The sequence below is a fragment of the Blautia massiliensis (ex Durand et al. 2017) genome (genome assembly GCF_001487165.1).
Lineage (GTDB): Bacteria > Bacillota > Clostridia > Lachnospirales > Lachnospiraceae > Blautia_A > Blautia_A fusiformis.
Genome location: NZ_LN913006.1, coordinates 2,004,253 through 2,030,480 on the forward strand (window position 1 = coordinate 2,004,253; position 26,228 = coordinate 2,030,480).

The following is a 26,228-nucleotide window of genomic DNA, read 5'->3' on the forward strand; positions in this document are numbered from 1 at the left end:
AAAAAGCTCCAGGATGTACAAACATAAAAAAGAACCCCTCAACCAAGGGATTCTCAAGCTGTTAGTCGAAGCGACAGGATTTGAACCTGCGACCTCTGCGTCCCGAACGCAGCGCTCTACCAAACTGAGCCACGCTTCGTTATTCTGTTTCAGTTGTTTGTGTGTTGCTCAACTGCAAGAGCTATTATATTAGAGTTTCTGTACTTTGTCAATAGAAAAAATTAAAATTTTTCAAAAAAATCGAATTTTTTCTTTTTTCCTGCTTCGGGCATGCATTTTCGCAGACCCGAAGCAGTTTTGGGAAAGGTTCTTTATAACATATCAAATATATTCAGGTGAAATATATGCTTATTTCACTGTAACTGTTACCTTTTTTGTGATTCCGTTGCTGCTTACATAGATAACAGCTTTTCCTTTTTTCACACCTTTAACAACACCTTTGCTGCTTACAGTAGCAACTTTTGTATTGCTGCTTCTGTAGGTGATCTTTGCCTTTGAAGTAGCAGCTGCCTTGATGGCTGTTGTTTTCTTTGCTTTTACACTTACAACTGTTTTGGATGTGATCTTCAGGCTACCTTTTTTTACTGTGATCCTGCAGGTTGCTTTGTAGCTTCCGCATTTTACTGTAATTGTAGCTGTTCCTGCTTTTTTTGCTGTTACTTTTCCGCCTGCGCTTACCACTGCAACGGATTTATTACTGCTTGTATAAGTAACTTTTCCGCTAACGCCTGTTTTTTTCACTTTGATCTGGCTTGTTCCACCCACAAATACAGTCTTCGCTGAAGCCGAAGCTTTTACAGACGGCTTCTTAACTGTGATCTTGCAGGTTGCTTTATAATTTCCGCATTTCGCTGTGATCACAGCTGTACCTGCCGCCTTTGCAGTTACCTTTCCATTTGCGGCTACAGCTACAACAGATGGTTTACTGCTTGTATAGGTTACTTTTCCGGTAACACCTGCGGTCGTTGCTTTCAGCGTCACTGTAGCTGGAGATCCTTTTACATAAAGCGTCTTCGCTGATGCATTCAGTTTTACAGATGGCGTTTTTACAGTAAGCTTGTACTGTGCAGTTTTTCCTGCTGCAGATGTTGCTGTGATCACGGCTGTTCCTGCTGCTTTCGCAGTTACTTTTCCGTTCTCGTCCACAGATGCAACCGTTTCATTATCGGAAGCGTATGTTACATCCTTGCAATTCTCGCCTGTTGCTTCAAGCTGTCTGGAGCTTCCGATATAAAGAACTCCTGAATTTTCTTTAAAAGCAATCGTTCCATACACCAGCTGAACAGAAACATCTGCATGACCATCACTGGAAACTCTTACTGTATAGGTTTCATTTTCCGGTCTCGCTACAGTGGAATCCAGAGCAACCACTCCATCTGTAGTTACTGCATCCTGTACAAGATATGTTGTCTCTGAAGCATGTCCGACACCTGTTGTATAGAAAACAGATACCTTCGGATTTTTGTATTTATCAAGATTTGCAAGCTTAACATGGGTGCTGTCCGTAAATTCCGGAGAAACAGCCATCTCTTCTGTTGCCTGCGGTTTAACATAAATACCATCTACAAATTCATATACATACGCGCCGTCTGCCATAATGTACGTGATCTTGTTTACGGTTTTTCCCTCAAGACCTGTATCTTTTGCAAAGGCAACCTTATACACCTTCAGCCACATCTCGTTCATATGACGCATGCCATATTTTCCGCCGTCTGTTGTTTCCAGGATCATTCCCTGAATCCCGGAGTTAACTGCAAAATCGGAATCACTCTTTGTATTGCGGAGATATTTTGTGCTGGTTTCTTTTACATCAATCTCATAATCTCCCCAGCGAGAAGATGTTTTGAGTGTTGCCTCCGCATCTGTCACAGTTGCTTTTACATTAAATTTTGTAGCACTGTATGTTCCATCTGTATTCAGTGTTTTATACTGCCCAGGCTCTACCGTCGGAGTACGTCCCAGGGTGATCCCTGCTGCTTCTGTATATACTCCGCTTTCCGGAAGTTCTCCCGCTTCTGAAAGGATCTGCGCCTCTACATACGTTTTTGCATCTGTAGCTACATTAACCTTTTTTACTCCTGCGATCTCATAGCCATTTTCTGTCAGATTCTGAACATCTGCATTTCCGAAAACAGTACTTTTTCTGGTTGTGGCAGATGTAACGGAATCATACTTGCGGCTCGTTGCATCTCCCGCATAAAATTCCTCGTATGACAGAGATGCCGTACCGTAAAGTGTTCCTGTCAGTGCCTGATGTCCATTTGCCACCTTATAATAAATATCTGTTCCCGGAATCTGTGTATATCCATCCACCGCTCCCTTTACCCAGTAATAGGAAACATTGGAAACCGTGATCGGCTGGCCTGTCAGTGTGATATTTTTTGTCATATCCACATAATTGTCGCTTGAGATCATAACCGTGTAGATCTCATCCCCGGCCCTGGCTACACTGCTGTCAAAGGTTACCACCCCATTCTCTGCCACTGCATGATCTACAACATACGTTGTCTTTTTACCATGGCCACTTCCTGTTGTGTAGTATACGGAAACCTTAGGGTTTTCATATTTGTCAAGATCATCAACTTTAACCTGGGTTGTATTTTCTTTTACAAAAGCTGCCTGTACCTTCATTCCTGCTTCAGGCTGTTTTTTTACAAGAGGAGCTTTGTCTCCGAACTCATATACATAGGAGCCGTCCGGAGTAATATAAGTCACCTTTGAAATTTTTTCCCCGATAAGCCCGGATCCTGCTGAAAACGCAAGTTCGTAGGGCTGTACCCAGATTTCATAGGTATGACGAAGTCCTACCTTCTTACCACTGGCAGTTTCAAGGATCACTCCCAGTGTATTTCCGCCTACAGCAAAATCACCCTGTCTGGAATTGCGGAGATATTTTGTGCCGGCTTCTTTTACCACCAGCATGTAATCACCCCAGATCGACGGTGCCTGGATCTGGGCGGATGCATCTGTGACCGTTGCTTTTACATCGAATTTTGTTGCACTGTATGTTCCGTCTGTATTCAGAGTTTTATACTGTCCTGTTTCCTGTGACGGTGCTTCATTCAGCGTAATATCTGCTGCCTCTGTATAGACACCCTCTCTCGGAAGCTTGGAAGCAGCTTTCAGCGCCTGTGCATCTACATAGGTTTCCGCGTCCACTGCAACACTTACATTCTTCACACCTTGGATCTGATATCCGGAAGAGGTCACCTCTGTGCTGTCCTCATTAACAAAAATCTGATTTTTACTCGTTGTTGCCGAAGTGATAGCGTCATAGCTCTCCTGAGTGGTATCCCCGGCATAAAATTCCGAATAACTTAAAGTTGTCGTTCCGTACAGTTTTCCGTTCAGAGCGGTCTGTCCATCTGCCACTTTTACATAAACGCCTGTTGTTCCTATCTGTGTATATCCCTCTGCCGGCTGCATGGACCAGAGATATTTCACTCCTGCAACAGTGATCTCAGAAGCATCCTGAAGAACCTCGCCTGCTTCTGCCATAAATGCTTCTCCATCACCGAATGCCTCTTCTGTATCCTCCTGGATCTGCGGTTCCTCTTCCTGTTGAATCTCTTCTGCTGAAATTTCTGCTACTTCTTCCTGAATAGCTTCTGCATCACTTTCTTCCGGCTCTTCCGACTGAATATCAGCTTCACCAACTTCCGGCTGCTCCTGGGAAACAGACTCCTGATCCTCGTTCTCTCCTTCTTCCTGTGCTGTCTCTCCTTGTGTTTCTTCTGACACGTCACTAAAAACTTCCGCCTCAGACGCCATTGCCGTTACCGGCACTCCTGACGCGATCACCGCTGAACTCAGAACGAGTGCAGCTGACTTCTTAAAAAGCTTCCACTTATGCATACCTGTCCTCCTCTTTGTCTTTTATATTACACGACTTTATACCAGATCATGACCTTACAGCTGCTCTGGTTAATTGAAATTTCTTCTGCAGAATATTCAACATATGTCAGTTTCTGCAGAAGTGCTCTGTCAAGCACGCTTTAGTTTGTCCAAACTAACATATCGTCATTTTATCAATGCTTAAATTATTTGTCTATACATATCTGGCAAAAAAGCCTCGCGGTTATTGTTGTTTTTTTCTCAACTAAAAATTGTTTTCAAAATATTTATATTATTATCTAATATTTCAAACAAAAAAAGTATATATTCCAAGACATCATTTCAGGAAATGCAACAGCCATTGCCATTTCCTCCGGCATTCTCAGATCATATACTTTTTTATATTTCTATATTTTTGCTTTCTTTTATGCCCAGCGGCTCTTCTGTTCTTCGCAGATACTGTTCCACTGGCAGTTTCCACAGATTTCCTTACGTTTATCTATCGCAAGGATTTTTTCCTGGACTTTTTTTGTAAATTCACTGAAGTGCAATGTCTGTCCGGCCTTCAGTCCACATTTTTCCAGCACGGCATTGTCATACTCTGCCACTTTATCTCCGGCTTCACAATGTCCGCCCAGATTATTCGGACAGGCAGAGCAGATCTCATCCGTATCCACATGAAGCCTTATTTTCTTTCCCTCCAGAAAAATCTTCAGCATTTCGGCCATATGTGCAGTAAAACCGTTACTGTAGCCTTCCCCCTTAAAATACGCCAGGCACATACCATGATGAGGGCGCAGAGGAATGACTATTTCCTCTGTGCCCTCATCAGAAGCATATGCCGCAGCACTGCTTTTATCTTGCATATTTACGTACCTTTCCTGATAAAACATAAGCCAGTGCGATCTTGATAAGATCCGGAATGATAAACGGGAACACACACCAGCCAAGAACTGCCATAAGGCCTACCGGACCTGTGCTTCTTGTGTAGGCAAACATAAACCATGCGGTTCCAAAGGCATAGCATACGATCAGTCCAACGATCATGGAAATGATCTGAACAACCGGCTTTCTGCCAAAAACGTGCTCAATTGCCCACATAACAAGTGCGGAAAAGATAAATCCAATGATATATCCACCTGCATTTCCGAGAAGAGCTCCAATGCCTCCGGAAAATCCTGCAAAAACCGGAACTCCTACTGCTCCAAGAAGAACGTAAACCAGAACTGCCAGAGTTCCTCTTTTTCCTCCAAGCACACCAACTGCCATAAATACTCCGAATGTCTGCAGAGTAAACGGTACCTGTGCCGGAATGGAAATCCATGAGCAAACTGCCATCACTACTGCAAAAACTGCACTGTAAACAAGATCATACGTCTTGCTTCTGCCTGCTGCCACTGTTGTCATAATAATCTGTATCCTCTCTTTCCTTTTCTGCTTTTCCCGTCGGAAGATCATTTCTATTCTTTATAAATGATATCCGCTCTTTCGCTGTTAACAATTTAACACAGCAGGATTTTAATGTCAACTTAATTTTATTTTTTAAGTTTACATTTTACAATGCCGTTTACAACTATGTAAACCTGCCATTTACAAATGATATTGTCAATTTTCACTTTCAAATTCCCCTCTCTGATGCTATACTGAAACCAATGAGTTTTCAGCAAAAAGGGGGATTTTTCCACATGGATATACACGATATTCATAACATCAGCACCAACTGCACACGGACTGAATTTGTAGGGACCGCAGTCCTTGACACAATCGGACTCGTGATCTCCGGAGTTGATGATTCTCTGCTTAAAAAGATGAACGTAGGTACCCAATACCACTGTCTGGGGCTTTTCAGTTCCCGAACAGGCGCTGCCGGCCAGATCACAGCTATTGACGATGCAGTAAAAGCCACAAATACAGAAGTCCTTTCCATTGAACTTCCAAGAGACACCAAGGGCTGGGGCGGTCATGGAAACTATATCGTCCTTGGCGGAAATGATGTATCCGACGTGCGTCACGCCATTTCTCTGGCTCTAGAACTGACTAACAAATATGCAGGTGAGGTCTACATCAGCGAATCCGGCCACCTGGAGTTTGCTTTTTCCGCAAGTGCAGGTCCTGCTATCCATAAAGCCTTCGGCACACCTCTGGGTGAAGCATTTGGTTTCATGGCAGGTTCTCCGGCTGCTATCGGTCTTGTGATGGCAGATAATGCCGTGAAATCCGCAGCAGTATCCATTACACAATATATGACTCCGAATATCGGTACCAGTCATTCCAATGAAGTGATCATCGCCATCTCCGGTGATGCCAGTGCTGTAAAAGCTGCTGTACTGGAAGGCCGTCAGACAGGCCTTGAGCTTCTCATCGGTATGGGAACCTATCCGGAGATCCCGGGTACGCCGTATCTGTAAAATCTCCGGATTGCAGGAAATTTGTGAATTTCCACACACTACACTTCACGAAACACATATCTGCGTCATGCATACAAAAGCAGCGCTGCAAGGATCCGCATACGATCCTGCAGCGCTGTATTTCTCTTAAATATTCTCCTCTGGATTTTTCCGGATCAGCCCACCTGATATACATCTGCAGACTGAAGTCCGAAGCTTAATGCCTCAGAATGGCTTCCACAATAGATATCCACATGTCCGTAAGGAGTTCCCAGATCCTCTACCGTATAAACAGTGCCGTTGATCAGAAGCTTGGTCCCAAACGGAACACCTGCCATAGCAACGGTACGTCCTGCTGTCGGAACTGTTCCGCTGGCGGTAAGATTGCCGGCTGTACCGCAGCACTGTGCACAGTTGCAGTATGCGGTCAGTGTAAAGTTTCCAAGATATGTTCCCTGACTGGAAGAACCGGAATCGGACGTATCCGCAGAGGCATCTTCCGTCTCCTCGGGAGCTGTCTCATCATTGGAAACCTCCTGGGAGCTGTCCTCGGAAACATCTTCGGAACTTCCGGACTGTACATCATCCGCTTCCTCTTCCTCCTCTACAACAATGTCTGTACTTGTAGAGCTGCTGGAAGACTCGGTTGTATCCTCCTCCGGATCATAGCCGTAATCATCGTCAGAATCAGCCTCTTCGCTGTCCTCGTTATCCTGATCGGCTTCTTCCTGGGCTGCCGCTTCTGCTGCCTGTCTCTCAGCCTCTGCTGCCGCTTCAGCCTTAGCTTTCTCTTCTGCAGCCTTCTCCGCCTCTGCCTGCTGTACCAGAGCGGTAATACTGCTGTCTGCATTACTGATATCTGCCATCAGCTGCTGAGCCTCTTCCTGGCTGGCGCTGATCTGGTTTACATAAGAGTTAATATCATCGCTTGTGCTGGAAGCCATGGACTGCACTTCCTGCTGTTTGGCTGCACGCTCCGTCATCAGATCATCGATCTCTGTGGACTCCGTCTCAACCTTTTTCTCATTCTCCTGGATATTCTTCTGAAGACTCACATATTTATCCAGCATGTCTCTGTCGTATGTAGAAATCTGAATCGCATTCTCCGCGCGATTGAGGAATTCTGCAAGGCTTTCGGAAGAAAGCAGTGTCTCCAGTGCGGAAGTTCCGGCATTTTCATACATATATGCGATTCGAAGCTTCATGGATTCATACTGATCTGCAGAAGCTTTCTTTGCTTTTTTCAGTTCTTTTTTTACTTTATTTAATTCATCTTCCTTCTCAGCAGCCTGGATACTAAGCTCAGAAATGCTGTTGGTAAGATCCTCATACTGTGCGTTTAAATCAGCCAGATAGCTCTCCAGCTCCTGCTTCTTGCTCTCCAGTGTGCCGATGCTGCTCTGTACCTGCGCAAGACCCTCCTCAGCGGCCTGTTTCTCCGCCTGTGCCTCTGCGATCGCAGCGTCTGTACCTGATGCATATACGGTGCTTCCCATGGAAAGGGTCAGCATACCTGTAAGCAGTAATGTGAAAACTTTTCTATTCTTCATATAAACACCTTTCGTCCTTTCATGGATTCTAGTATAACACATTTTTCATAAAAAGCAATAATTTTATTTTATTTCTGTAACAAATACGTAATAATTTAAATTTTTATGAACTGAAAAGCGTTTTTTTTGTTTTCCGGAGCACAAAAAAACTGCCCTCTCACAGATTTATCTGTAAAACGGCAGTTTTTATTCTATGCTGTTTCAATCCAAAGATCATCAGCTACGAGAATACTTCTCTGATGTAATCCCCCCTGAAGCTGCTTCTCTTACTCCGCAGCCTCCATAAGAACCTCATTCTCAGCTTCCTCAGCCATTACTTCCTGATACTTGTCCAGGATGATCGTCTGGATCTGCTCTCTTGTTGCTGAATTGATCGGATGTGCGATGTCACGATATTCACCGTCGCTTGCCTTACGGCTTGGCATTGCGATGAACAGCCCCTTCTCGCCTTCGATCACCTTGATGTCATGTACCACAAACTCATCATCTATTGTGACAGACACAACGGCCTTCATTTTCCCTTCTTTTGCTACCTTCCTCACACGTACATCTGTAATATTCATTGCTACTTGCCCCTTTCATTTCGCTAACCGTATCTGCGGAAAACTGATCTTCCGCATTTATAATACGTAGCGTTCGTTTTTCTCTACGACGATCTTCACTTCTCCTTCTTCGCCGCAGTAATATGAATTTGCCCGGATGGTATCCCGGCTCTCAACAATGCAATTCTCAATATGCGTATTATCTCCAAGATATACGTCATTAAGGATCACAGAGTTTTTGATCACACAGTTATTTCCTACAAATACATCACGGAACAGAACAGAATTCTCCACAGTTCCGTTGATGATACATCCGCTGGACACCAGACTGTTCTTCACAGTTGCACCCGGATTGTACTTAGCAGGAGGTACATCTGCGATCTTGGTTTTGATCGCCGGCTCCTGTTTGAAGAAATAGTTCCGGATCTCCGGTTTCAGGAAATCCATATTTGTCTGATAATAAGCCTCTGCAGTAGAGATATTATTCCAGTAGTTATCGATCTTATATCCGTAAATCCTCTTCAGATTTTTGTAACGGATAAGAATATCATTTACAAAATCATGCCTTCCTTCCTGGGCAGCACGCTCGATCAGTTCGATCAGCTGCCTTCTTCGGATGACATAGATACCAGTAGATACCGTATTATAGGAGGAAACGATCGGTTTTTCTTCAAATTCCTCGATCCGACAGTCCTCATTCATGCGAAGAACACCAAATCTCTCAACCTGGCTCTGATCCTTGCATGTAGTACATACAACGGTAACATCTGCCCGCTTTGCGATATGATACTCCAGGACTTTATTGTAATCCAGCTTGTAGATTCCATCGCCGGAAGCGATCACCGCATAGGGTTCATGACTGTTCTTTAAAAAGCTCAAGTTCTGATAGATCGCATCTGCAGTACCCTGATACCATAAGCTGTTATCTCTGGTAATGGTTGGAGTAAAGACATAAAGTCCTCCCTGTTTTCTTCCGAAATCCCACCATTTGGATGAACTTAAATGCTCATTAAGGGAACGGGCATTATACTGTGTCAGCACAGCAACCTTCTGGATATGTGAATTTGCCATGTTGCTGAGGGCAAAGTCGATCGCGCGGTAACTTCCTGCAATAGGCATTGCCGCGATTGCTCTTTTGTTTGATAATTCTCTCATGCGGTTATTATTACCGCCTGCCAAAATAATACCTATCGCTCTCATTCTTTCCCACCGTCCTTTGCTGCAATTACCTGGCCGGCTGCCAGTTCTCCGTCAGGGTAGTCTTCTTTTGTTGTAACACCGGCGATAGCGGTATTCTTACCGATTTTGACACTGTCCGGAATCACGCTGTTTTCGCCGATAGCCACAAGTCCAAAGGAATATACAGCCGGTTTCAGAACATTCGGTGCCTCCTCGCCGCATCCGATCACAACATTATTTCCGATGACAACATCTTCTGCCACGATGGCTTTATCCATAACAACGTTCTCACCAACTGCTGTATTCTTCATGATAATAGAATCACGGATCACACTGCCCTTGCCGATGATAACATTCGGACCGATCACTGAATTATGTACTTCACCATAGATTTCTGTTCCCTCACCGATGATACACTTGTCCACAACTGCATCTGCGGAAATATACTGTGGCGGGATCACATCTCCCTTGGTGTAGATCCTCCAGAATTCCTCATAAAGATTAAACTCCGGAATGATATCGATCAGCTCCATATTTGCTTCCCAGTAAGAACCAAGAGTTCCTACATCTTTCCAGTAGCCGTTGTACTCATAAGCAAAAAGGCGCTGCCCCTTCTCTTTACAGTACGGAAGGATATGTTTACCGAAGTCACAGCCATTCTGATCCTTCAGGGCGATCAGTGCTTCCTTCAGAACCGGCCATGAGAAAATATAGATACCCATGGATGCAAGATTGCTGCTTGGATGCTCCGGCTTCTCCTCAAACTCAGTAATACGGCTGCTCTCATCAGTAACCATAATACCAAAACGGCTGGCTTCCTCAATGGGAACCGGCATACACGCGATCGTAATATCTGCCTTGTTCGCCTTGTGGAAATCCAGCATCACTTCGTAATCCATCTTATAGATATGGTCACCGGAAAGGATCAGTACATAATCCGGGTTATACTGCTCCATATAAGCCAGATTCTGATAGATCGCATTGGCAGTTCCTGTGTACCATTCACTGCTTGTGCTCTTCTCATACGGAGGAAGGACTGTGACACCGCCTTCATTGCGGTCAAGATCCCACGGAATACCGATACCGATATGTGTATTCAGGCGGAGAGGCTGGTACTGTGTCAGCACACCCACCGTGTCAATTCCCGAGTTAATACAATTGCTCAGTGGAAAATCGATGATACGATATTTACCACCAAAAGCGACTGCCGGCTTTGCAACCTTTTCTGTCAAAACTCCTAACCTGCTGCCTTGCCCACCGGCCAAGAGCATGGCAATCATCTCTTTCTTAATCATGCGATCACCTCTTGTATGTTATGATTATTCCATTATAGCATACTTTACTGTATTAGTGAACATTTTTTACAATTATTTTAGCTGTATTTTACTTTTTTTATCGCTATTGTATATTATAAATTGGTAAGACTCATCATTTTTTTCATTCCTCTGGTAATTTTCAACATTTTTCGATGTTATTTTCTGGTTACTTTTATATTCCGAAAAAAACCGCTTTTTTAGCCAAAAGAACCACTTTTCAATTGTTTCTGTTGGCGTTATAATAAAACAGACAAAAGAGCTACGAAAATAACATATATATAAGGAGATTATTATGTATCAGATAGACTTTCATAAACCGCTCCATATTCATTTCATCGGGATCGGAGGCATCAGCATGAGCGGCCTTGCCGAGATCCTTCTGGAAGAAAATTTCCGGATTTCCGGTTCCGATGCCAAATCCAGCCCGCTGACCCGCACACTGGAAGAACGTGGCGCTGTGATCTATTACGGACAGCGCGCTTCCAACATCAAGGATGATGTAGATGTGGTTGTCTATACAGCAGCGATCCACCCGGACAACCCGGAATTTGCCTGTGCGAAAGAAAAAGGGCTTCCAATGCTCACCCGCGCAGAGCTTCTGGGACAGATCATGCGGAACTACGATACACCGATCGCAATTTCCGGAACCCACGGAAAAACCACTACTACTTCCATGGTTTCCCATATCCTTCTTGAGGGTGACTGTGATCCTACCATCAGTGTTGGCGGAATCCTTCCTGCTATCCACGGAAACATCCGCGTTGGAAATTCTGAGACCTTTATCACAGAGGCATGCGAATACACCAACAGCTTTTTAAGCTTCTTCCCTAAGATCAGTGTGATCCTGAACATGGATGCCGATCATCTGGATTTCTTCAAGGACATCGATGACATCCGCCATTCCTTCCGGAAATTTGCAGAGCTTCTCCCTGCTGACGGTACTCTGATCATCAACGCCGACACACCGGAGTATGAGACGATCACCCGGGAGCTTCCATGCAATGTTCTTACCTATGGTCTGGAGCACGATGCCGATTACACCGCAGCAGACATTACCTGGGATAAATACGGACATCCTTCCTTCTCCGTTCTCTTCCGGGGCAAAAAGATCGGCAGCTATTATCTGCGTGTACCGGGTATCCACAACGTATCCAATGCACTGGCCGCCATTGCCGTAGGACGCCTTCTGGACCTTCCGGATGATGTGATCGTCAAAGGTCTCGGAAGCTTTACCGGTACAGACCGTCGTTTCCAGTATAAAGGTGAGATCGGCGGTATTACCATCATTGATGATTACGCGCATCATCCAACCGAGATCGAGGCAACCCTTCATGCTGCAAAGAATTATCCGCATCAGAAGGTATGGTGTGTATTCCAGCCTCATACCTACACACGTACCAAAGCTCTTCTTCCGGAATTTGCAAAAGCGCTGACTCTGGCCGATCATGTTGTACTGGCTGATATTTATGCCGCACGTGAAACAGACAATCTTGGTATTTCTTCCCAGGATCTCCAGAAACAGATCCAGGAACTTGGAACCCCCTGCGAATATTTCCCGACTTTTGATGAGATCGAGAGCTTCCTCTTAAAAAGTTGTGCACATGGTGATTTGTTGATAACTATGGGCGCCGGAGACGTTGTAAATATTGGAGAACACCTTCTCGGAAAATAATTATCCACATTATCCACATGCTTATGCACATTTCAGACGTGCCTGGCATGTGGATTTTTTTGTGTATAACCTACTTGACATAATTCAACAGCCAAATTCAACAAATACCGCATTTTTCTTACAAAATTAAGGTTTTTGTTAGTTGCTGATAATGTTATCCTCAAAGTTTTCCACACTATCCACATTTTCCACATGGAAATTGGTGCACAACTTCTGTGAAAATAGACTATTCTCAAGTAAAAGCGGTTGTGCTATAATCCTTTTTAGCATGGCGGACTTTGGGATATCACCTGAAATATCTGCTGTATTTTAGAAAGGGAGCTGCTGATCATGAGCCTGATTTCACTTCAGAATTCCTCTGAACTGGAGGTAACGATTCTTTCCAATCGCTTTATTGACAATTTCATGCCTCGTGCCAACGGGGAGTTCGTAAAGGTATATATCTACCTTCTCCGGATGGTATCTGCCGCTCCTTCTTCTTTCAGCCTGGAGCATATGGCAGACAGCCTTTTCTGCACGGAAAGAGATATTTCCCGTGCGCTGAAATACTGGGAAGGTGAGAAACTGATCGCATTAACCTATACTGCAGATCAGAAGCTTTCCGGGATCACTTTGCTGGAACCCTTTGCGGATACCGGTCATAGAGAGAGCAGCGCTTCCGTGGATACTTTCACCGGTTCCGGCAATTCTGCTTCCGTTTCCGGGAACACGGATCCGGGAGTCCCAAGCTCCGCTGATTACATTCTCAGTCTCACTCCTGACCGGATCAGAGAACTTAAGCAAAACGAAGAGATCAGTCAGCTTCTCTATATCACAGAGCAGTATCTGACCAAAACACTGACGCCTACAGAAATGCAGAAGATCCTTTTTTTCTATGATGAACTCCATATGTCTGCGGATCTCATCGAATATCTGGTGGAATACTGTGTTTCCAGAGGCCGCAAGAGTATGCGTTATATTGAAACTGTTGCACTCGCCTGGGCAAAAGACGGCATCACCACCGTCGAGATGGCCCGGGATGCCAGCTCCCGTTTTTCCAAGGATTATTACACGATCCTGAAGGCTATGGGAATCAGCGGCCGCAATCCTGTTGATAACGAGATCACTTACATTGATACCTGGCGCAAGACCTACGGTTTTGATCTGGAGCTGATCCAGGAAGCCTGCAGCCGTACTGTCCTTTCCACCGGACAGCCCAGTTTCCAATATGCAGATAAGATCCTCTCCGGCTGGAAAAAGAAAAACGTACATACGCTGGAGGATATCCGGCTTCTGGATGCCGCACACAAAAAACGCCAGCTTGAGAAATCCGTTTCCAGGAAGAAGCAGCCCCAGACTCAGCCTCAGAATAGCAACCGCTTCAATAATTTCCACCAGCGTGATTATGATTTTGCGGAATATGAGAAACGTCTTTTAAATAATCAGTAACAGAACCTGGAAGGAGCGCTTTATGCCTTTACAGAATTTTCAATATGATACTATAATGAGAGAATACAGCCGCCGGCAGGCACAGAACCACCGTATTCTGGAGGAGCACACAGCCAAAGCCTACGGAAAGATCCCCCGTCTGAAAGAGATCGATGACGAGGTGGCAACTTTAAGTGCTGACAAAGTCCGTCGCCTTTTAAACGGAGAAGAAAAGGGAACTTCGGATCTGAAGGCAGCCATTCAGGAGCTTTCCGATGAACGGATCACCCTTCTTGTTGCAAACGGCTTTCCCGGAGACTATCTTGAGATGCCTTACACCTGCCCTGACTGTCAGGATACCGGCTATATCGGCAGCCGAAAATGCACCTGTTTTAAAAAAGCTGAGATCGAACTGCTTTATGCACAGTCCAATCTGAATGAAATTCTCGAAAAAGAGAATTTTGACAGCTTTTCATTTGACTATTATTCTGCTACAATAAAAAACGAAGCCACGGGACTGTCTGCCCTGGAAACAGCCAGACGGGCCTATGACACTGCACAGCGCTTTGTGCAGAACTTCGACCATAAATTTGAAAACCTGTTTTTATATGGTGATACCGGTGTGGGAAAAACCTTTCTTTCACACTGCATCGCCCGAGAGCTTCTCAGATCCACCCACTGTGTCCTGTACTTTTCCGCCTACGATCTTTTTGATATGATGGCTGCGAATTCTTTTTCCCGAAAAGATACCGGCACAGACGAGGAACTGATCTATGACTGTGATCTTCTGATCATTGATGACCTGGGAACGGAGCTTACCAACAGTTTCGTATCTTCACAGCTTTTTCTCTGTCTTAATGAGCGGATCATGCGCAGGAAATCCACGATCATTTCCACGAATCTGACGCTCAAAAATTTCTCGGATACCTATTCCGAGAGAACATTTTCCCGAATTGCCAGCAACTATCAGATGATATCGTTGATCGGGAAAGACATCCGTATACAGAAAATATTTTTAGGAGGAAATTAAAATGGCACAGGTAAATACAAAAGATTTTTCCACACTCCCGGTAGGAAGACTTGGACTGATTCCCCTTCAGAGCTGCAGCTCATTAGGCGCGAAGGTGAATGACTGGCTGGTCAAATGGCGTGCCGAAAGACAGTATCCTGGAATGGACTCCTTTGCATTCGAGGGATACAAGCGCGATTCTTACATTATTGACGCCAAGACTCCACGTTTCGGCTCCGGTGAGGGTAAATGCACCATCAACGAATCTGTCCGCGGTGATGATATCTACGTAATGGTAGATGTGACAAATTACAGCTTATCCTATCCGATCGGACCTTACACGAATCTTATGTCCCCGGATGATCATTTCCAGGATATGAAGCGTGTTATCGCCGCTGTAGGCGGAAAAGCCCGCAGAGTCAACGTGATCATGCCATATCTCTATGAGAGTCGCCAGGACAAACGTGTCGGAAGAGAGTCTCTTGACTGTGCCAATGCACTTCATGAGCTGATCGATATGGGTGTTGAGAATATCATCACTTTTGATGCACATGATTCCCGTGTACAGAATGCGACTCCTCTTCATGGTTTTGAGACTGTACAGCCATCCTACCAGTTCATCAAGGCTCTTCTTAATAATGAAAAGGGACTTCATATCGACAAGGATCATTTCATGACGATCAGCCCGGACGAAGGAAGCATGAACCGTGCGATCTATCTCGCCAATGTCCTCGGTGTTGATATGGGTATGTACTATAAACGTCTGGATTACTCAAGATATGTAAACGGCCGGCATCCGATCGCAGCATATGAATTCCTCGGACCAAAGATCGAGGGCAAGGATATGATCCTGATCGATGATATGATCTCCTCCGGTGATACAATCATTAAGATCGCGTCTCTCCTGAAAGAGAAAGGAGCAGGCAGAGTTTACATCTGCTCTACCTTCGGATTCTTTACCGATGGTCTTGATAAATTTGACGATGCTTACAAGAAGGGCTACTTCGACAAGCTCCTTACTACTAACCTGGTTTATCAGTCACCGGAGCTTCTTGAGAAGCCATACTACATCAGCTGCGATATGAGCAAATATATTGCTCTGATCATTGATACGCTGAACCATGATACCTCTGTCAGCCACCTTCTGAATCCGGTAGACAGAATCAAACGCTGCGTAACAAATTACATGAGCCAGCATGAGAAATAAATAAATCATAACGCACGCAAAGCGGCTGCACCTTCTGAGAACGATATAACAGTTTCTCAGAAAGCGCAGCCGCTTTATATTTCTGTAACAGACGGATATCCATGATCCGCATCTGCTGTCTGCTTTGCTTTTGATCTTTATGCTGAAATCTTCCTGCAAAAGCTCACATAGGAAGCTTCTGATAGGGAATCCTCTCTTTATCCAGGATCTCCATTTCTCTTTTATGGCAGGTACTTATGATCACCTGTCTGTTTTCTTTATGCAGCCACCTGAGAGCCGCTGCAAGACGTTCTTCATCATACATGCCAAATACATCATCCAGGATCACAGGGAACGGTTCCTCTTTGCAGAAAAGCTCTCCTGCTGCCATACGAAGGGCAAAATAAATCTGCTCCAGTGTCCCGCGGCTCAGTCTCTCAATGGATACGATACGCTCCCCTGTGTTCACAGACATATGCAGTGCCTCATCCATCAGAACCTCCTGGTATCTGCCACCGGTGATCTCACTTAATATCTCAGATGTACGTTTTTTCAGACGGACCCCTATCTGATCCGTAATGTTTCCGGAAAGTGCCTCAATCGTCTCCATAGCCATATTCAGCGCCTGAATCTCCGTTTCCTCCGGAGTGATCACTTCTGTGTTTTCTTCACATTCCGTCAACTCTGCCTGCAGGTTCTCCAGCGCTGTATGCTTCTCTTCGTAGTCACTGTCCAGACTGTTCCGGTTCCAGGTCAGCTCTTCATGTCTGGAATGCCAGCGCTCTCTCTGACGTTCTCTCTTATTCAGCTCCCTGCTGAGCCGTATGCGGAAAAACAATGCCGCTACAGAAATCGCCGCAGTTGCCACGCCTGCCAGAACACTGAAAATGACCTGCCCGGAAAAAGCTGCCAGGCAGCCGGTACCGGCAATCCCGCCAAGCAGCACAACTGCCAGAACTGCATCTGTCAGCTCCCGCCTTCTTTTTACACGATCGATCCGAAGCTCAAGAAGATCCTCTGTACTCCGTTCTCTGGTCCCTATGTTCATCCCGTCCTGCTGCTGCATGATCCGATCACGCTTCTCATCCAGTTCACGGATCTCTCTGCGGATATATTCCATGTTTGCGGAAATCTTTTCTTTTTCCTTTTCCAGCTCCTTTTTTCGCCGGGCCGCTTCTGTCAGATATCCTTTTCTGGACATTTTCAGCATCTGCATGGCTCGTCCCATGTCAATGGAACTGTCACCAGTTCCCTGATAGCTGGCCATGTAATTCTGCAGTTCACGTACGAGATCTTTTCCTGTAACGCTTTTCAGCTGTGCCACAGACACCGTATTATCATAAACTGCCTCACTTACATTTCCCAGAATAGTCCCAAGAGCTCCCTGTTCGGCATCCACAAGGCTGCCATCATCTTCACAGAGAAGCTCTCCCAGCTTCTTTTCTTTATAAAAATTCCTGGTTAGACGATACTTCTTCCCCTTGCTTGTGAACCACATGATCCCACCATATTCTGCCGGATTTTCCCACGGTTCATATTTTGTATATGTATCGTTCAGAGCAGCCTTTCCCCGCAGTCTGCGAACGCCGTAAAACATGGAGCGGATAAATGTATGTGTGGTAGTTTTTCCACTCTCATTTTCACCGTAAAGTACGTTGATCCCAGGCGAAAGCTCCATATCCTTGTCCCGGATCTTCCCGAAATTTTTTATTTTTAAACGTCTGATAACCATCTTATGCTATCCTCCTGTGCTGCCCCTTTATCGCCGGCTGCCTGTCTCAAGCAATGCCTGAAGCCCATAATACAGCGCCTTTTTTTCCACGGTATCCATACCCTTTTTGGCCAGAAAATAGCCGATATAATCACCGATCAGAGTACCGCTGTAGCGTTTGTAGAGCTCACCAAGATCATACGCCGGCCAGGATTCATCCACAACATCGGTAACATTTCCGAGACTTTTAAGTTTCTCATGGATCAGAAGAAGATCCGGCGAACGCATTCCCTGAAGAACGATCCTGTAGATATTCCTTCCTCCTCTGCGGAAAATCTGGGATTTTACCGCTTCTTCCAGAGATATCTGTGTAGTTTCCTCGTGAAGTGTCATTACCAGCTGCTGATAGGAACGACAGGCAAAGGGAACGAACTCTGTACGGATCCTTCCGTTGATCAGTCGTCCCTCCATATATCCATGTTCCCCTGTATCATTCCTGTCAATGGGCTCCAGAGCCCCGGAAAAGGCCGCCTGGTCACGGATCAGGATCTGCGGCTTGTGGATATGCCCTAACGCCACATAATCGAAGCCTGACGCCGCCAGAGCTGCTGCACTGAGAGGAATATGCTTCTCATCGCCGCCATGGGCCAGCAGAATATGGATTCCTTCTTTCTGGACAGGGACAGCCTGATCATAAAGTCCGTCTTTTATTTCCCGGTCATAGTAACTCAGTCCATATACATAGACATCAAGCCTGGGATCTTTAACGCAGGTCAGTTCCCTGCTCCTGAAAAATATAACATTGGAATTCCACTCAAACGTATTATAAAAAGAATCTCTGCTTATAAAATCATGATTTCCTGCCATCAGATACACTCTGGTATCTGGGATGGTGGAAAACAGATAATTTACTTCCTTAAGCTCTCTCATAAGAGGCTGGCGGTGGAACAGATCTCCGGATATAAATAGCAAATCCACCGGATCTTCGCGGATGCCCGCAATAACCCGGCGGAAAGTGCTCCAGATTTCTTCCTCCCGCTCTTTGCTCCACGGGCAGCCCCTGTCGGGAACTGCGCCCAGATGCACGTCTGCAAGATGAATAAATCTCATAATGTTCTCCCTTGTGTGTCAGTCACACATATCAATACCTGTTGCCAATTTCTCCCTGCTGTTCTCTGATCTCAGGAGCACAGAACGTCCTGCTGTGCAAAAGTGTTCTGATCAAAGATCGCAGTTCTTTACAGTTCTCGGGAATGGGATCACGTCACGGATGTTGCCCATACCTGTAAGGTACATGACACATCTCTCAAATCCAAGACCAAAGCCGGAATGACGTGTGGAACCATATTTACGAAGATCCAGATAGAAATCGTAATCCTCCGGTTTCAGACCCAGCTCATCCATACGTGTTCTCAGCTTGTCGTAGTCATCCTCTCTCTGGCTTCCTCCGATGATCTCTCCGATTCCCGGCACCAGACAGTCCATAGCCGCAACTGTCTTTCCATCCTCGTTGAGTTTCATGTAGAATGCCTTGATCTCCTTCGGATAATCGGTAACAAATACCGGTCTCTTGTAGACCTGCTCTGTCAGATAGCGCTCATGCTCTGTCTGAAGATCACATCCCCAGAATACCTTGTAATCAAATTTGTCATTGTTCTTCTCAAGGATCTCAACAGCCTCTGTATAGGTCACATGTGCAAATTCAGAATTAAGCACATGGTTCAGTCTGTCAAGAAGCCCCTTGTCAATGAAGGAATTGAAGAAGTTCATTTCCTCCGGTGCATTCTCAAAGACATAACGAATCACGTATTTCAGCATAGCCTCTGCAAGCTCCATAGCGTCCTGAAGGTCTGCAAACGCACATTCAGGCTCGATCATCCAGAACTCAGCTGCATGACGGGTAGTGTTGGAATTCTCAGCACGGAAGGTCGGTCCGAATGTGTAGATATTGCGGAATGCCTGTGCATAAGTCTCTCCGTTCAGCTGTCCGCTTACGGTAAGGTTTGTCTCCTTTCCGAAGAAATCCTGTGAATAATCAACACTTCCATCCTCTGTCAGCGGAATATTCTTCGGATCCAGTGTTGTTACCTGGAACATCTCTCCTGCACCTTCACAGTCACTTCCTGTGATCAGCGGTGTATGCACATAGACAAAGCCTCTCTCCTGGAAAAATTTATGGATCGCATATGCACAAAGAGAACGTACACGAAATACAGCCTGAAAAGTATTTGTTCTCGGTCTTAAATGTGTCATGGTCCTTAAGTATTCAAGACTGTGTCTCTTCTTCTGAAGTGGATAATCCGGTGCGGAAGCTCCCTCTACAGATATCTCTGTTGCCTGGATCTCAAATGGCTGCTTCGCCTGAGGGGTAGCTACCAGCGTTCCCTTAACAATGATGGCTGCTCCAACGTTCAGCTTGGAAACCTCTGCGAAATTCTCCATGTTATCGTGATATACGATCTGAAGAGTTTCAAAAAAGCTTCCATCATGAAGTACGATGAATCCAAACGCCTTGGAATCACGAACACTTCGTACCCATCCACCTACGGTGATCTCTTTGTCGAGATACTGTTCACGGTTTCTGTAAATCTCTTTCACTGTTGTCAGTTTCATAATCTATACCTCATTCCTCATATTCAGGATTACACGTCCCTGCGGACCTCCAAACGTCCGTATCGAATTAAGTATAGACTATTCTCATGGTTCGTGCAAGGAGTAATTGCCCTGTCGGACAGAAAAATAGCGGGCCGCCGGACAGAAAAATCCCGCCTGGCGGAATGTCTCCGGCAGACGGGATTTTTCTGTCTGTTATACCATTAATAATAAGATGCGTTGATACTTCCTGTGTTGAGATAAGTAATGCAGTAATAGTAGATCCTCTTGAATGTCTTTGTTGTGTAGTGAAGTCCGTCATCGCCGTCATCCACACCATCATAGCGGGCATTGGTCCCGTAGCCTTTTTTCATAAGTACGCTGTACATATCGATGTACTTGTAATACAAAGAAAGGCCGGAACGGATCTTGCTGTTGAATTCTCTTACCTGTGCTTCTGTACGGGCGCCTCTTCCCGTTTTTGTGATCATGGTACTGTTGACGGGATTTACAGACATGTAAAAGAGCTTACAGTTCTTACTTTTCAATGTGGATGCGATACTGGTCATATAGCTGACATAATTGCCTGCATTTCCCAGGTCATTGACACCCAGATTAAAGATAACAGCGATCGGTTTGGAACCTTCTGTTTTGTCGATCTCTTCTATAAGCTGTGCATATCCTGTATCTCGGAACCAGCTCAAGCCCTTTCCTGGATTTGCAACAAAAGAAACTCCATTTGTTACAGAACTGCTCATCTGTTTGTTCAGTGTCGCCTGTATTCCTGCAGTACGGGAATCCCCTACAAAAATGACCTTACTGTACATCATGCCGATCGCCGGATGAGCCATCTCGTCGGAACTGATGTCCTTCTCCAGTGCACGGTTAAATACCGTCGCATACAGATTGGTGTTTTTGTTGATCCGCAGAAGTTCACCGGCTTCATAATCCGGATCTGTGGAAGAACCGGTCCGTCTGGTCTTAGACCAGCCCATAAACGTATAACCTGTCGCATTGGATACAGATGGGAGCTTAAGGTAACCGCCCTTTCCAAGTGTTACTGTCTTCCATACGGTTCCGTTTGCCTTGCGGAGATTTACTTTTACTGACTGCATCTGTACGGAATAGTATCTGATATTACCGGAGATTTTAATCTTCGTTCCTACTTTTTTTGCAGTAGATGCCTTGCCGTTCTTTGCTGTTGACCAGCCAAGATTTACATATCCCGATCTGGATGGAACTGCAGGCAATGTGTAATATGTACCCTCTTCTACTTTTTTCTGCAGCTTCTTATATGCGGAATTGGTACTTCCATTTCCAAGATAGAAGTTTACGGTATAATACTTACTCTTTCTGCGGACCGCATACAAAGTCATATCTTTTCTGACCTTTACGCTGGCACCTGCTTTATATACCACCTTACTGCTCCCCTTCCGTGTGGTCCATCCGAGATTCTGATATCCCACAGCCTTGGGTACTGCCGGAAGCCGGATCGTAGTATTTAATGTTACGTTCCGTGTCAGTGCGGTATACGTCTTACTTTTGCTGGTACCTGAATTATTATTGAACTTAACGGTATAAACAAGCTTCGCCGCCGACACCTTATGCGATGCAGCCGGCACAAAGATCAGTGCAGCTGCCACAAGTGCCAGCAAAAGCCATTTTATCCGAAAGGCCTTTCCGGTTTTTTCTCTGTTTTTCATATAAATAAACTCCTCCTGAAATACATATCCATCCCCGGGTGCCTCCGTACTTTTTTTACAGAGTATTGATAAATCTCATAAATGCATCCCTGCCCTCTGGTGTGCATTTATAAACACCGGCATCCTCCAGTACATGAACAAATACATTGCCCACTTCCCTGCGAAGGACTTCCTGAATATTATCTTTATCAAGTTTCTCATATTTTGGCAGAAATTCTGCAACCCATGCAGCATGTTTCTCGATTTTCTCATTGGAAGCGATGTCCCTGCCGCTTAAAATGTATTCTTCAAGAAGCTCCAGCTCTTCTTTCAGACGTGCCGGAAGAACAGCGAGTCCCATAACTTCGATAAGACCGATATTCTCTTTCTTGATATGATGATAGCATGCATGCGGATGATAAACCCCCAGCGGATGCTCCTCTGTTGTGATATTGTTACGTAATGTCAGATCTAGTTCAAAGGTATCTCCCACTTTACGTGCGATCGGTGTGATGGTGTTGTGCGGCTCTCCGTCTGTTTCTGCAAAGATAAATGCAGCCTCATCCGTATATCCTCTCCAGCCTGCCAGTACATGTGTTGCCAGATCGATCAGTCTCGTCTCGTCTTTGCTGCGGATACGCAGTACGGAAAGAGGCCATTTTACAATGCCGGCTTCCACATCTTCGTATCCCGGGATCGTCACATGCTTTTCAATCTCTGCCTTCGCCATGGCAAAGGTATAATGCCCGCCCTGGAAATGATCGTGGCTGAGGATAGAACCTCCTACGATTGGAAGATCCGCATTGGAACCAAGGAAATAATGTGGGAACAGCTTTACAAAATCAAACAGCTTGATAAATGTATTTCTCTCGATCTTCATCGGAGTATGCTGACTGTTAAATACGATACAATGTTCATTGTAGTAAACATATGGAGAGTACTGGAAGCCCCATGGACTGTCATTGATGGTGATCGGGATGATCCTGTGGTTCTCCCTTGCCGGATGATTGACTCTTCCTGCATAGCCTTCATTTTCCGGACAAAGCAGACATTTTGGATAGCTGCTGGATTTTACCAGCTTGGCAGCTGCGATAGCCTTTGGGTCTTTTTCCGGCTTGGACAGGTTGATCGTGATATCGATCTTACCATATTCGCTGTCTACTGTCCATTTCTGATCTTTTTTTACGCGATAACGTCTGATATAGTTACTGTCCTGACTCAGCTTATAAAAATAATCTGTGGCTTTTTCCGGATCTTCTTTATAAGCATCCCAGAATTCTCTCTGCACCTGGGCAGGACGCGGCATCAGACAGTTCATCAGTTTTGTATCAAAGAGATCTCTGTACACAATACTGTCCTCGATGATGCCCCTCTTTACAGCCTCATCAAGAAGTTCGTTCAAAGTCTCCTCAAGATTGATTTTAGCATACTCTGTCTCTGGTTCTGTATATTCGCTTTCCCCAAAGGCATCCAGAAGAAGATTGGTTGCATAAATTCTTTCGCATTCCGGAGTAATACCACTCTCCACCCCATACTGTACCAGTTTTTTAATACTTTCACTTAACATTGATTTTTCCCCTTTCCTGTCGCGCTTTTCCCGGAAAACAGGAACTTTTTTCCTGTTTTCCGATTTATGCCAAACGGGAAATCCCGTCTTGCCATCCTGCTGTAACCCCATGGCCTTCATCCGGCCTGCTCTGTAAGCATCACTCTATGACGTTTTCTATATAGGTGAGAAATACATTTCCGGCACTCTCAAACAGCGCTGTACTGTCATTCATTCCATACGGGCTGATCTGCCCTGTTGCCGGATCATAAAGATAGGTATTATATTCATCATAGCCTACGATCACCACACTGGAATTTTCTCCTGTCTTGGCGATCACCGGTCTCTGGGCACTGACCTCATAAAGAACATTGTCAAGAGTGCAGCCGGTCAGATCGATCACCGTTCCCATATCACCAAGGCTATCCTGAAGTTCTTTTTTCTTCCAGTTGGCTGTACGTATACTTTCCGGTACATCCTCTATATTCATCTGGAGCTTTGTTTTTTTGTTTCCACGTTCCCAGACATACTGCTGCGCACGGTTAAGTACCACTCCAGTCTGCGCATCCGCGCGTTTCACAGCTGCAGCCGGATCGGTATAGATACGGTCAAGAGAACCATATGCATAAACATAATAAAGTTCTCCCTGTGGAACGGTAGTATCCAATGTTACCGATGAGTCTTCAGTACTCTCGATCTTGGAACAAACAAGCAGCGGACTGTCTGTCTCCGGTTTCTGGGTCATGGTCAGGCGGATCAGCGTTCCTGCACGGTTTGTAGTGATCAACGCTACATCTATCTGGCTTCCGGATGCTTTTTTGTTATTCATGATATTGTCCTTTTTCTGGACTGTATAAGCATTCCCCGATTTTGCAGAAAGTTCAAACTCCATCATGGTACTGCCAACCGTTACGTTGGTGATATAAAGACCCTCCTGACGATACTCTTTTTTCACCTTTCCTTTAAAGCTTTCAATGCGGAATGTACTGATTCCCTCTGTTTCATGTCCGTTGGCATCCGTAAGAATGTCTTCATCGGAAAGGATCCCATATACCAGATCTTCATTCATAAATCCCAGAGCTCTCAGATTTTTTCCGCTTTCCGGCGAAATATCTCTTGTTTTCAGAGAATCAAATTCAATTTCCCGGATCTTCCCTGCATCATCTCCGGATTCGATCAGCCATGCTGCATGTGCCTTGGTATCTGACACAACAAAATGGTTCTGTTTGATTCCTTCTTCCAGAACCTGTGAGGTTCCTGTCTCAATATCTACCTGATACAGCTTCTGTGCAAACAGCAGAAACAGCTGATTGTTTTTGTTTACATAAGTGAGTGTTCCAAGATCTTCCTTCAGGAACTCGTAGGATTCTGTACTTGGTATGAATACTTTTTCTTCCACCACATTACGGTCGCTGTTGTAGTGATAAACACAGACACCGCTGTATCCCTCGTGAACACCACGGTTCATGTAACCGTACAATACAAAGTCCACATCCCCGTTATCTGCCACTCGGATGATCTTGATATCATGTTCGTTGCGCACATATCTGGAATCGTTATCTTCCTCTTTGCGGAAGCTGAAGATCCTTGTAATCTTTCCGCTGGACGGTGCATAAGACCAGAGATCCCCATCCTGCTCAAAAGCAACGATCTTTCCACTGCTGTCTGAAGCATAGGTGACATTCTTGTCACGGACACCCAGAAGCAGGCCTGCATCGGAAACTACCTTCTGAGACGGATCAAATACCTTCGTTGCAGAACGTTTAAAATCCAGCAGCATGATCCTTGTTTCTGTATAACGCATACGGTAAAATTCCGTAACATCATAAATTTCGGTTTTACCCTCATCATCCTGTGCGGAAATCTGATAATCCAGCGTGATACTCGCAGTCGTTTCATTGATATCATCGATCAGCGGAACGCCTTCCATGTAGAGCTTCGGAGAAAGGGATCCCCAGCTGATATTGGAAAGTCCGGAACTGATGGAAATATTATTGTAATTCGTTCCGCCGGAAATATCCTCCGCTTCCAGATATCCGGTCAGCGTATCTGCCTGTTCCTTGTCCAGACACTTTGTGGAAAAATCCTTGACAAACTGAAGATACGCTTCTGTATTCAACTGGGTTCTGGAAACCACTCTTGTATAGTAGTAAACTTCCCCCTCACTGGTATCCAGCGTGATCTGCATGGAATACTCCTGGTTCATGCGAAGGTCACTGCCGATCTCAATCTCTGTACTTAAACAGCCGTTGTCCTCTTTCGTGAGATTCTTGATCTTACGGTTCTCCATAACCTTGCTTCCGTCTGAAGTCCGTACCTCATAAGCAAGCCCTGTTACTGTATCAGCATATGGGTTGATCTCAAAAGACACTTTTTTGGTCGTATCCAGCGGAGTAATACTTCCTCTCATGAAATCGGTCTGCATCTGCTGTCTGTATCCATACATCTTATTTGCCTGGGTACTTCCGATCTTTACCATAACCTCCGGAAGTGTGGCATCGTTCATATCTGAGCGGTTATCTGTAGACTGACTGTTCATCAGAAATGAGGTCCCGGCTACTACTGCCACAAAGATCACCAGCAGTATCACTCCCTTACGTAGGATCTTCATCATG

Annotated in this window: 18 protein-coding genes and 1 tRNA gene; 5 read left to right on the forward strand and 14 right to left on the reverse strand. The window is 45.2% G+C overall.

Annotated features, from left to right (window positions below; all coding sequences use genetic code 11):
- Positions 1-65: 65 nt before the first annotated feature.
- From BN3261_RS10200 to BN3261_RS10215, 4 genes are all read right to left on the reverse strand, one after another.
- A tRNA-Pro gene (locus BN3261_RS10200) sits at positions 66-139 on the reverse strand.
- Between the two features lie 209 nt (positions 140-348).
- Positions 349-3,855 (reverse strand): Ig-like domain-containing protein, encoded by a 3,507-nt coding sequence (locus BN3261_RS10205; protein WP_059086193.1) that lies wholly within the window; start codon positions 3,853-3,855, stop codon positions 349-351.
- 404 nt (positions 3,856-4,259) lie between these two features.
- Positions 4,260-4,700 carry a DUF1284 domain-containing protein gene (locus BN3261_RS10210; protein ID WP_059086194.1) on the reverse strand — a complete coding sequence of 147 codons (441 nt, stop codon included), beginning with the start codon at positions 4,698-4,700 and terminating at the stop codon, positions 4,260-4,262.
- Positions 4,690-5,241 (reverse strand): biotin transporter BioY, encoded by a 552-nt coding sequence (locus BN3261_RS10215; RefSeq protein WP_059086926.1) that lies wholly within the window; start codon positions 5,239-5,241, stop codon positions 4,690-4,692. Before BN3261_RS10215 ends, BN3261_RS10210 begins: the two co-directional genes overlap by 11 nt.
- 278 nt (positions 5,242-5,519) lie before the next feature.
- Here BN3261_RS10215 and pduB point away from each other — a divergent pair, with 278 nt between their 5' ends.
- Positions 5,520-6,242, forward strand: a complete 723-nt coding sequence (pduB, locus tag BN3261_RS10220; protein ID WP_015525654.1) for a microcompartment protein PduB — start codon at positions 5,520-5,522, stop codon at positions 6,240-6,242.
- 155 nt (positions 6,243-6,397) lie between these two features.
- Here pduB and BN3261_RS10225 read toward each other — a convergent pair whose 3' ends face one another.
- The 4 genes from BN3261_RS10225 to BN3261_RS10240 all read right to left on the reverse strand — a co-directional run bounded on the left by BN3261_RS10225 (position 6,398) and on the right by BN3261_RS10240 (position 10,787).
- Complete coding sequence (locus tag BN3261_RS10225; protein ID WP_059086195.1) at positions 6,398-7,771, reverse strand: PcsB-like coiled-coil domain-containing protein; 1,374 nt, start codon at positions 7,769-7,771, stop codon at positions 6,398-6,400.
- A gap of 266 nt (positions 7,772-8,037) precedes the next feature.
- Positions 8,038-8,334 (reverse strand): septation regulator SpoVG, encoded by a 297-nt coding sequence (gene spoVG / locus BN3261_RS10230; protein WP_015525652.1) that lies wholly within the window; start codon positions 8,332-8,334, stop codon positions 8,038-8,040.
- Positions 8,335-8,391: 57 nt separating this feature from the next.
- On the reverse strand, positions 8,392-9,513 hold the full coding sequence (glgD, locus tag BN3261_RS10235) for a glucose-1-phosphate adenylyltransferase subunit GlgD (protein WP_021652857.1): 1,122 nt from the start codon (positions 9,511-9,513) through the stop codon (positions 8,392-8,394).
- On the reverse strand, positions 9,510-10,787 hold the full coding sequence (locus BN3261_RS10240; protein ID WP_059086196.1) for a glucose-1-phosphate adenylyltransferase: 1,278 nt from the start codon (positions 10,785-10,787) through the stop codon (positions 9,510-9,512). The genes glgD and BN3261_RS10240 overlap by 4 nt, the downstream gene beginning before the upstream one ends.
- Positions 10,788-11,100: 313 nt before the next feature.
- Here BN3261_RS10240 and murC point away from each other — a divergent pair, with 313 nt between their 5' ends.
- The 4 genes from murC (at position 11,101) to BN3261_RS10260 (ending at position 16,103) form a co-directional block, all read left to right on the forward strand.
- Positions 11,101-12,480 carry a UDP-N-acetylmuramate--L-alanine ligase gene (murC, locus tag BN3261_RS10245; RefSeq protein WP_021652856.1) on the forward strand — a complete coding sequence of 460 codons (1,380 nt, stop codon included), beginning with the start codon at positions 11,101-11,103 and terminating at the stop codon, positions 12,478-12,480.
- 330 nt (positions 12,481-12,810) lie between these two features.
- On the forward strand, positions 12,811-13,908 hold the full coding sequence (locus BN3261_RS10250; RefSeq protein WP_015525648.1) for a DnaD domain protein: 1,098 nt from the start codon (positions 12,811-12,813) through the stop codon (positions 13,906-13,908).
- A 22-nt stretch (positions 13,909-13,930) separates the two neighbouring features.
- The gene (locus BN3261_RS10255) at positions 13,931-14,917 is read left to right on the forward strand and encodes an ATP-binding protein (protein WP_059086197.1); all 987 of its coding nucleotides are present in this window, start codon (positions 13,931-13,933) and stop codon (positions 14,915-14,917) included.
- 1 nt (position 14,918) lies between these two features.
- A complete protein-coding gene (locus BN3261_RS10260) occupies positions 14,919-16,103 on the forward strand; it encodes a ribose-phosphate pyrophosphokinase (RefSeq protein WP_015525646.1) in 1,185 nt (394 codons plus the stop codon).
- Between the two features lie 163 nt (positions 16,104-16,266).
- On the opposite strand, the gene BN3261_RS10265 is transcribed toward BN3261_RS10260, so the two are convergent.
- The 6 genes from BN3261_RS10265 to BN3261_RS10290 all read right to left on the reverse strand — a co-directional run bounded on the left by BN3261_RS10265 (position 16,267) and on the right by BN3261_RS10290 (position 26,227).
- A complete protein-coding gene (locus BN3261_RS10265) occupies positions 16,267-17,814 on the reverse strand; it encodes an ATP-binding protein (protein WP_059086198.1) in 1,548 nt (515 codons plus the stop codon).
- Between the two features lie 27 nt (positions 17,815-17,841).
- Positions 17,842-18,903 carry a metallophosphoesterase family protein gene (locus BN3261_RS10270; protein ID WP_059086199.1) on the reverse strand — a complete coding sequence of 354 codons (1,062 nt, stop codon included), beginning with the start codon at positions 18,901-18,903 and terminating at the stop codon, positions 17,842-17,844.
- 111 nt (positions 18,904-19,014) lie between these two features.
- Positions 19,015-20,406 (reverse strand): asparagine--tRNA ligase, encoded by a 1,392-nt coding sequence (gene asnS, locus BN3261_RS10275; RefSeq protein ID WP_022426258.1) that lies wholly within the window; start codon positions 20,404-20,406, stop codon positions 19,015-19,017.
- A 203-nt stretch (positions 20,407-20,609) separates the two neighbouring features.
- Complete coding sequence (locus BN3261_RS10280) at positions 20,610-22,088, reverse strand: InlB B-repeat-containing protein (RefSeq protein ID WP_059086200.1); 1,479 nt, start codon at positions 22,086-22,088, stop codon at positions 20,610-20,612.
- Positions 22,089-22,143: 55 nt separating this feature from the next.
- Positions 22,144-23,634 (reverse strand): UDP-glucose--hexose-1-phosphate uridylyltransferase, encoded by a 1,491-nt coding sequence (gene galT / locus BN3261_RS10285; RefSeq protein ID WP_044962316.1) that lies wholly within the window; start codon positions 23,632-23,634, stop codon positions 22,144-22,146.
- 139 nt (positions 23,635-23,773) lie between these two features.
- Complete coding sequence (locus tag BN3261_RS10290) at positions 23,774-26,227, reverse strand: hypothetical protein (RefSeq protein ID WP_059086201.1); 2,454 nt, start codon at positions 26,225-26,227, stop codon at positions 23,774-23,776.
- Position 26,228 lies beyond the last annotated feature (1 nt).

Coding starts and splice junctions, on each gene's coding strand:
- BN3261_RS10280 (WP_059086200.1), bottom strand. CDS start 22,088: ATGAAAAACAGAGAAAAAACCGGAAAGGCCTTTCGGATAAAATGGCTT.
- murC (WP_021652856.1), top strand. CDS start 11,101: ATGTATCAGATAGACTTTCATAAACCGCTCCATATTCATTTCATCGGG.
- BN3261_RS10215 (WP_059086926.1), bottom strand. CDS start 5,241: ATGACAACAGTGGCAGCAGGCAGAAGCAAGACGTATGATCTTGTTTAC.
- galT (WP_044962316.1), bottom strand. CDS start 23,634: ATGTTAAGTGAAAGTATTAAAAAACTGGTACAGTATGGGGTGGAGAGT.
- BN3261_RS10260 (WP_015525646.1), top strand. CDS start 14,919: ATGGCACAGGTAAATACAAAAGATTTTTCCACACTCCCGGTAGGAAGA.
- BN3261_RS10210 (WP_059086194.1), bottom strand. CDS start 4,700: ATGCAAGATAAAAGCAGTGCTGCGGCATATGCTTCTGATGAGGGCACA.
- BN3261_RS10205 (WP_059086193.1), bottom strand. CDS start 3,855: ATGCATAAGTGGAAGCTTTTTAAGAAGTCAGCTGCACTCGTTCTGAGT.
- BN3261_RS10240 (WP_059086196.1), bottom strand. CDS start 10,787: ATGATTAAGAAAGAGATGATTGCCATGCTCTTGGCCGGTGGGCAAGGC.
- BN3261_RS10255 (WP_059086197.1), top strand. CDS start 13,931: ATGCCTTTACAGAATTTTCAATATGATACTATAATGAGAGAATACAGC.
- BN3261_RS10225 (WP_059086195.1), bottom strand. CDS start 7,771: ATGAAGAATAGAAAAGTTTTCACATTACTGCTTACAGGTATGCTGACC.
- pduB (WP_015525654.1), top strand. CDS start 5,520: ATGGATATACACGATATTCATAACATCAGCACCAACTGCACACGGACT.
- asnS (WP_022426258.1), bottom strand. CDS start 20,406: ATGAAACTGACAACAGTGAAAGAGATTTACAGAAACCGTGAACAGTAT.
- BN3261_RS10270 (WP_059086199.1), bottom strand. CDS start 18,903: ATGAGATTTATTCATCTTGCAGACGTGCATCTGGGCGCAGTTCCCGAC.
- BN3261_RS10265 (WP_059086198.1), bottom strand. CDS start 17,814: ATGGTTATCAGACGTTTAAAAATAAAAAATTTCGGGAAGATCCGGGAC.
- glgD (WP_021652857.1), bottom strand. CDS start 9,513: ATGAGAGCGATAGGTATTATTTTGGCAGGCGGTAATAATAACCGCATG.
- BN3261_RS10290 (WP_059086201.1), bottom strand. CDS start 26,227: ATGATGAAGATCCTACGTAAGGGAGTGATACTGCTGGTGATCTTTGTG.
- spoVG (WP_015525652.1), bottom strand. CDS start 8,334: ATGAATATTACAGATGTACGTGTGAGGAAGGTAGCAAAAGAAGGGAAA.
- BN3261_RS10250 (WP_015525648.1), top strand. CDS start 12,811: ATGAGCCTGATTTCACTTCAGAATTCCTCTGAACTGGAGGTAACGATT.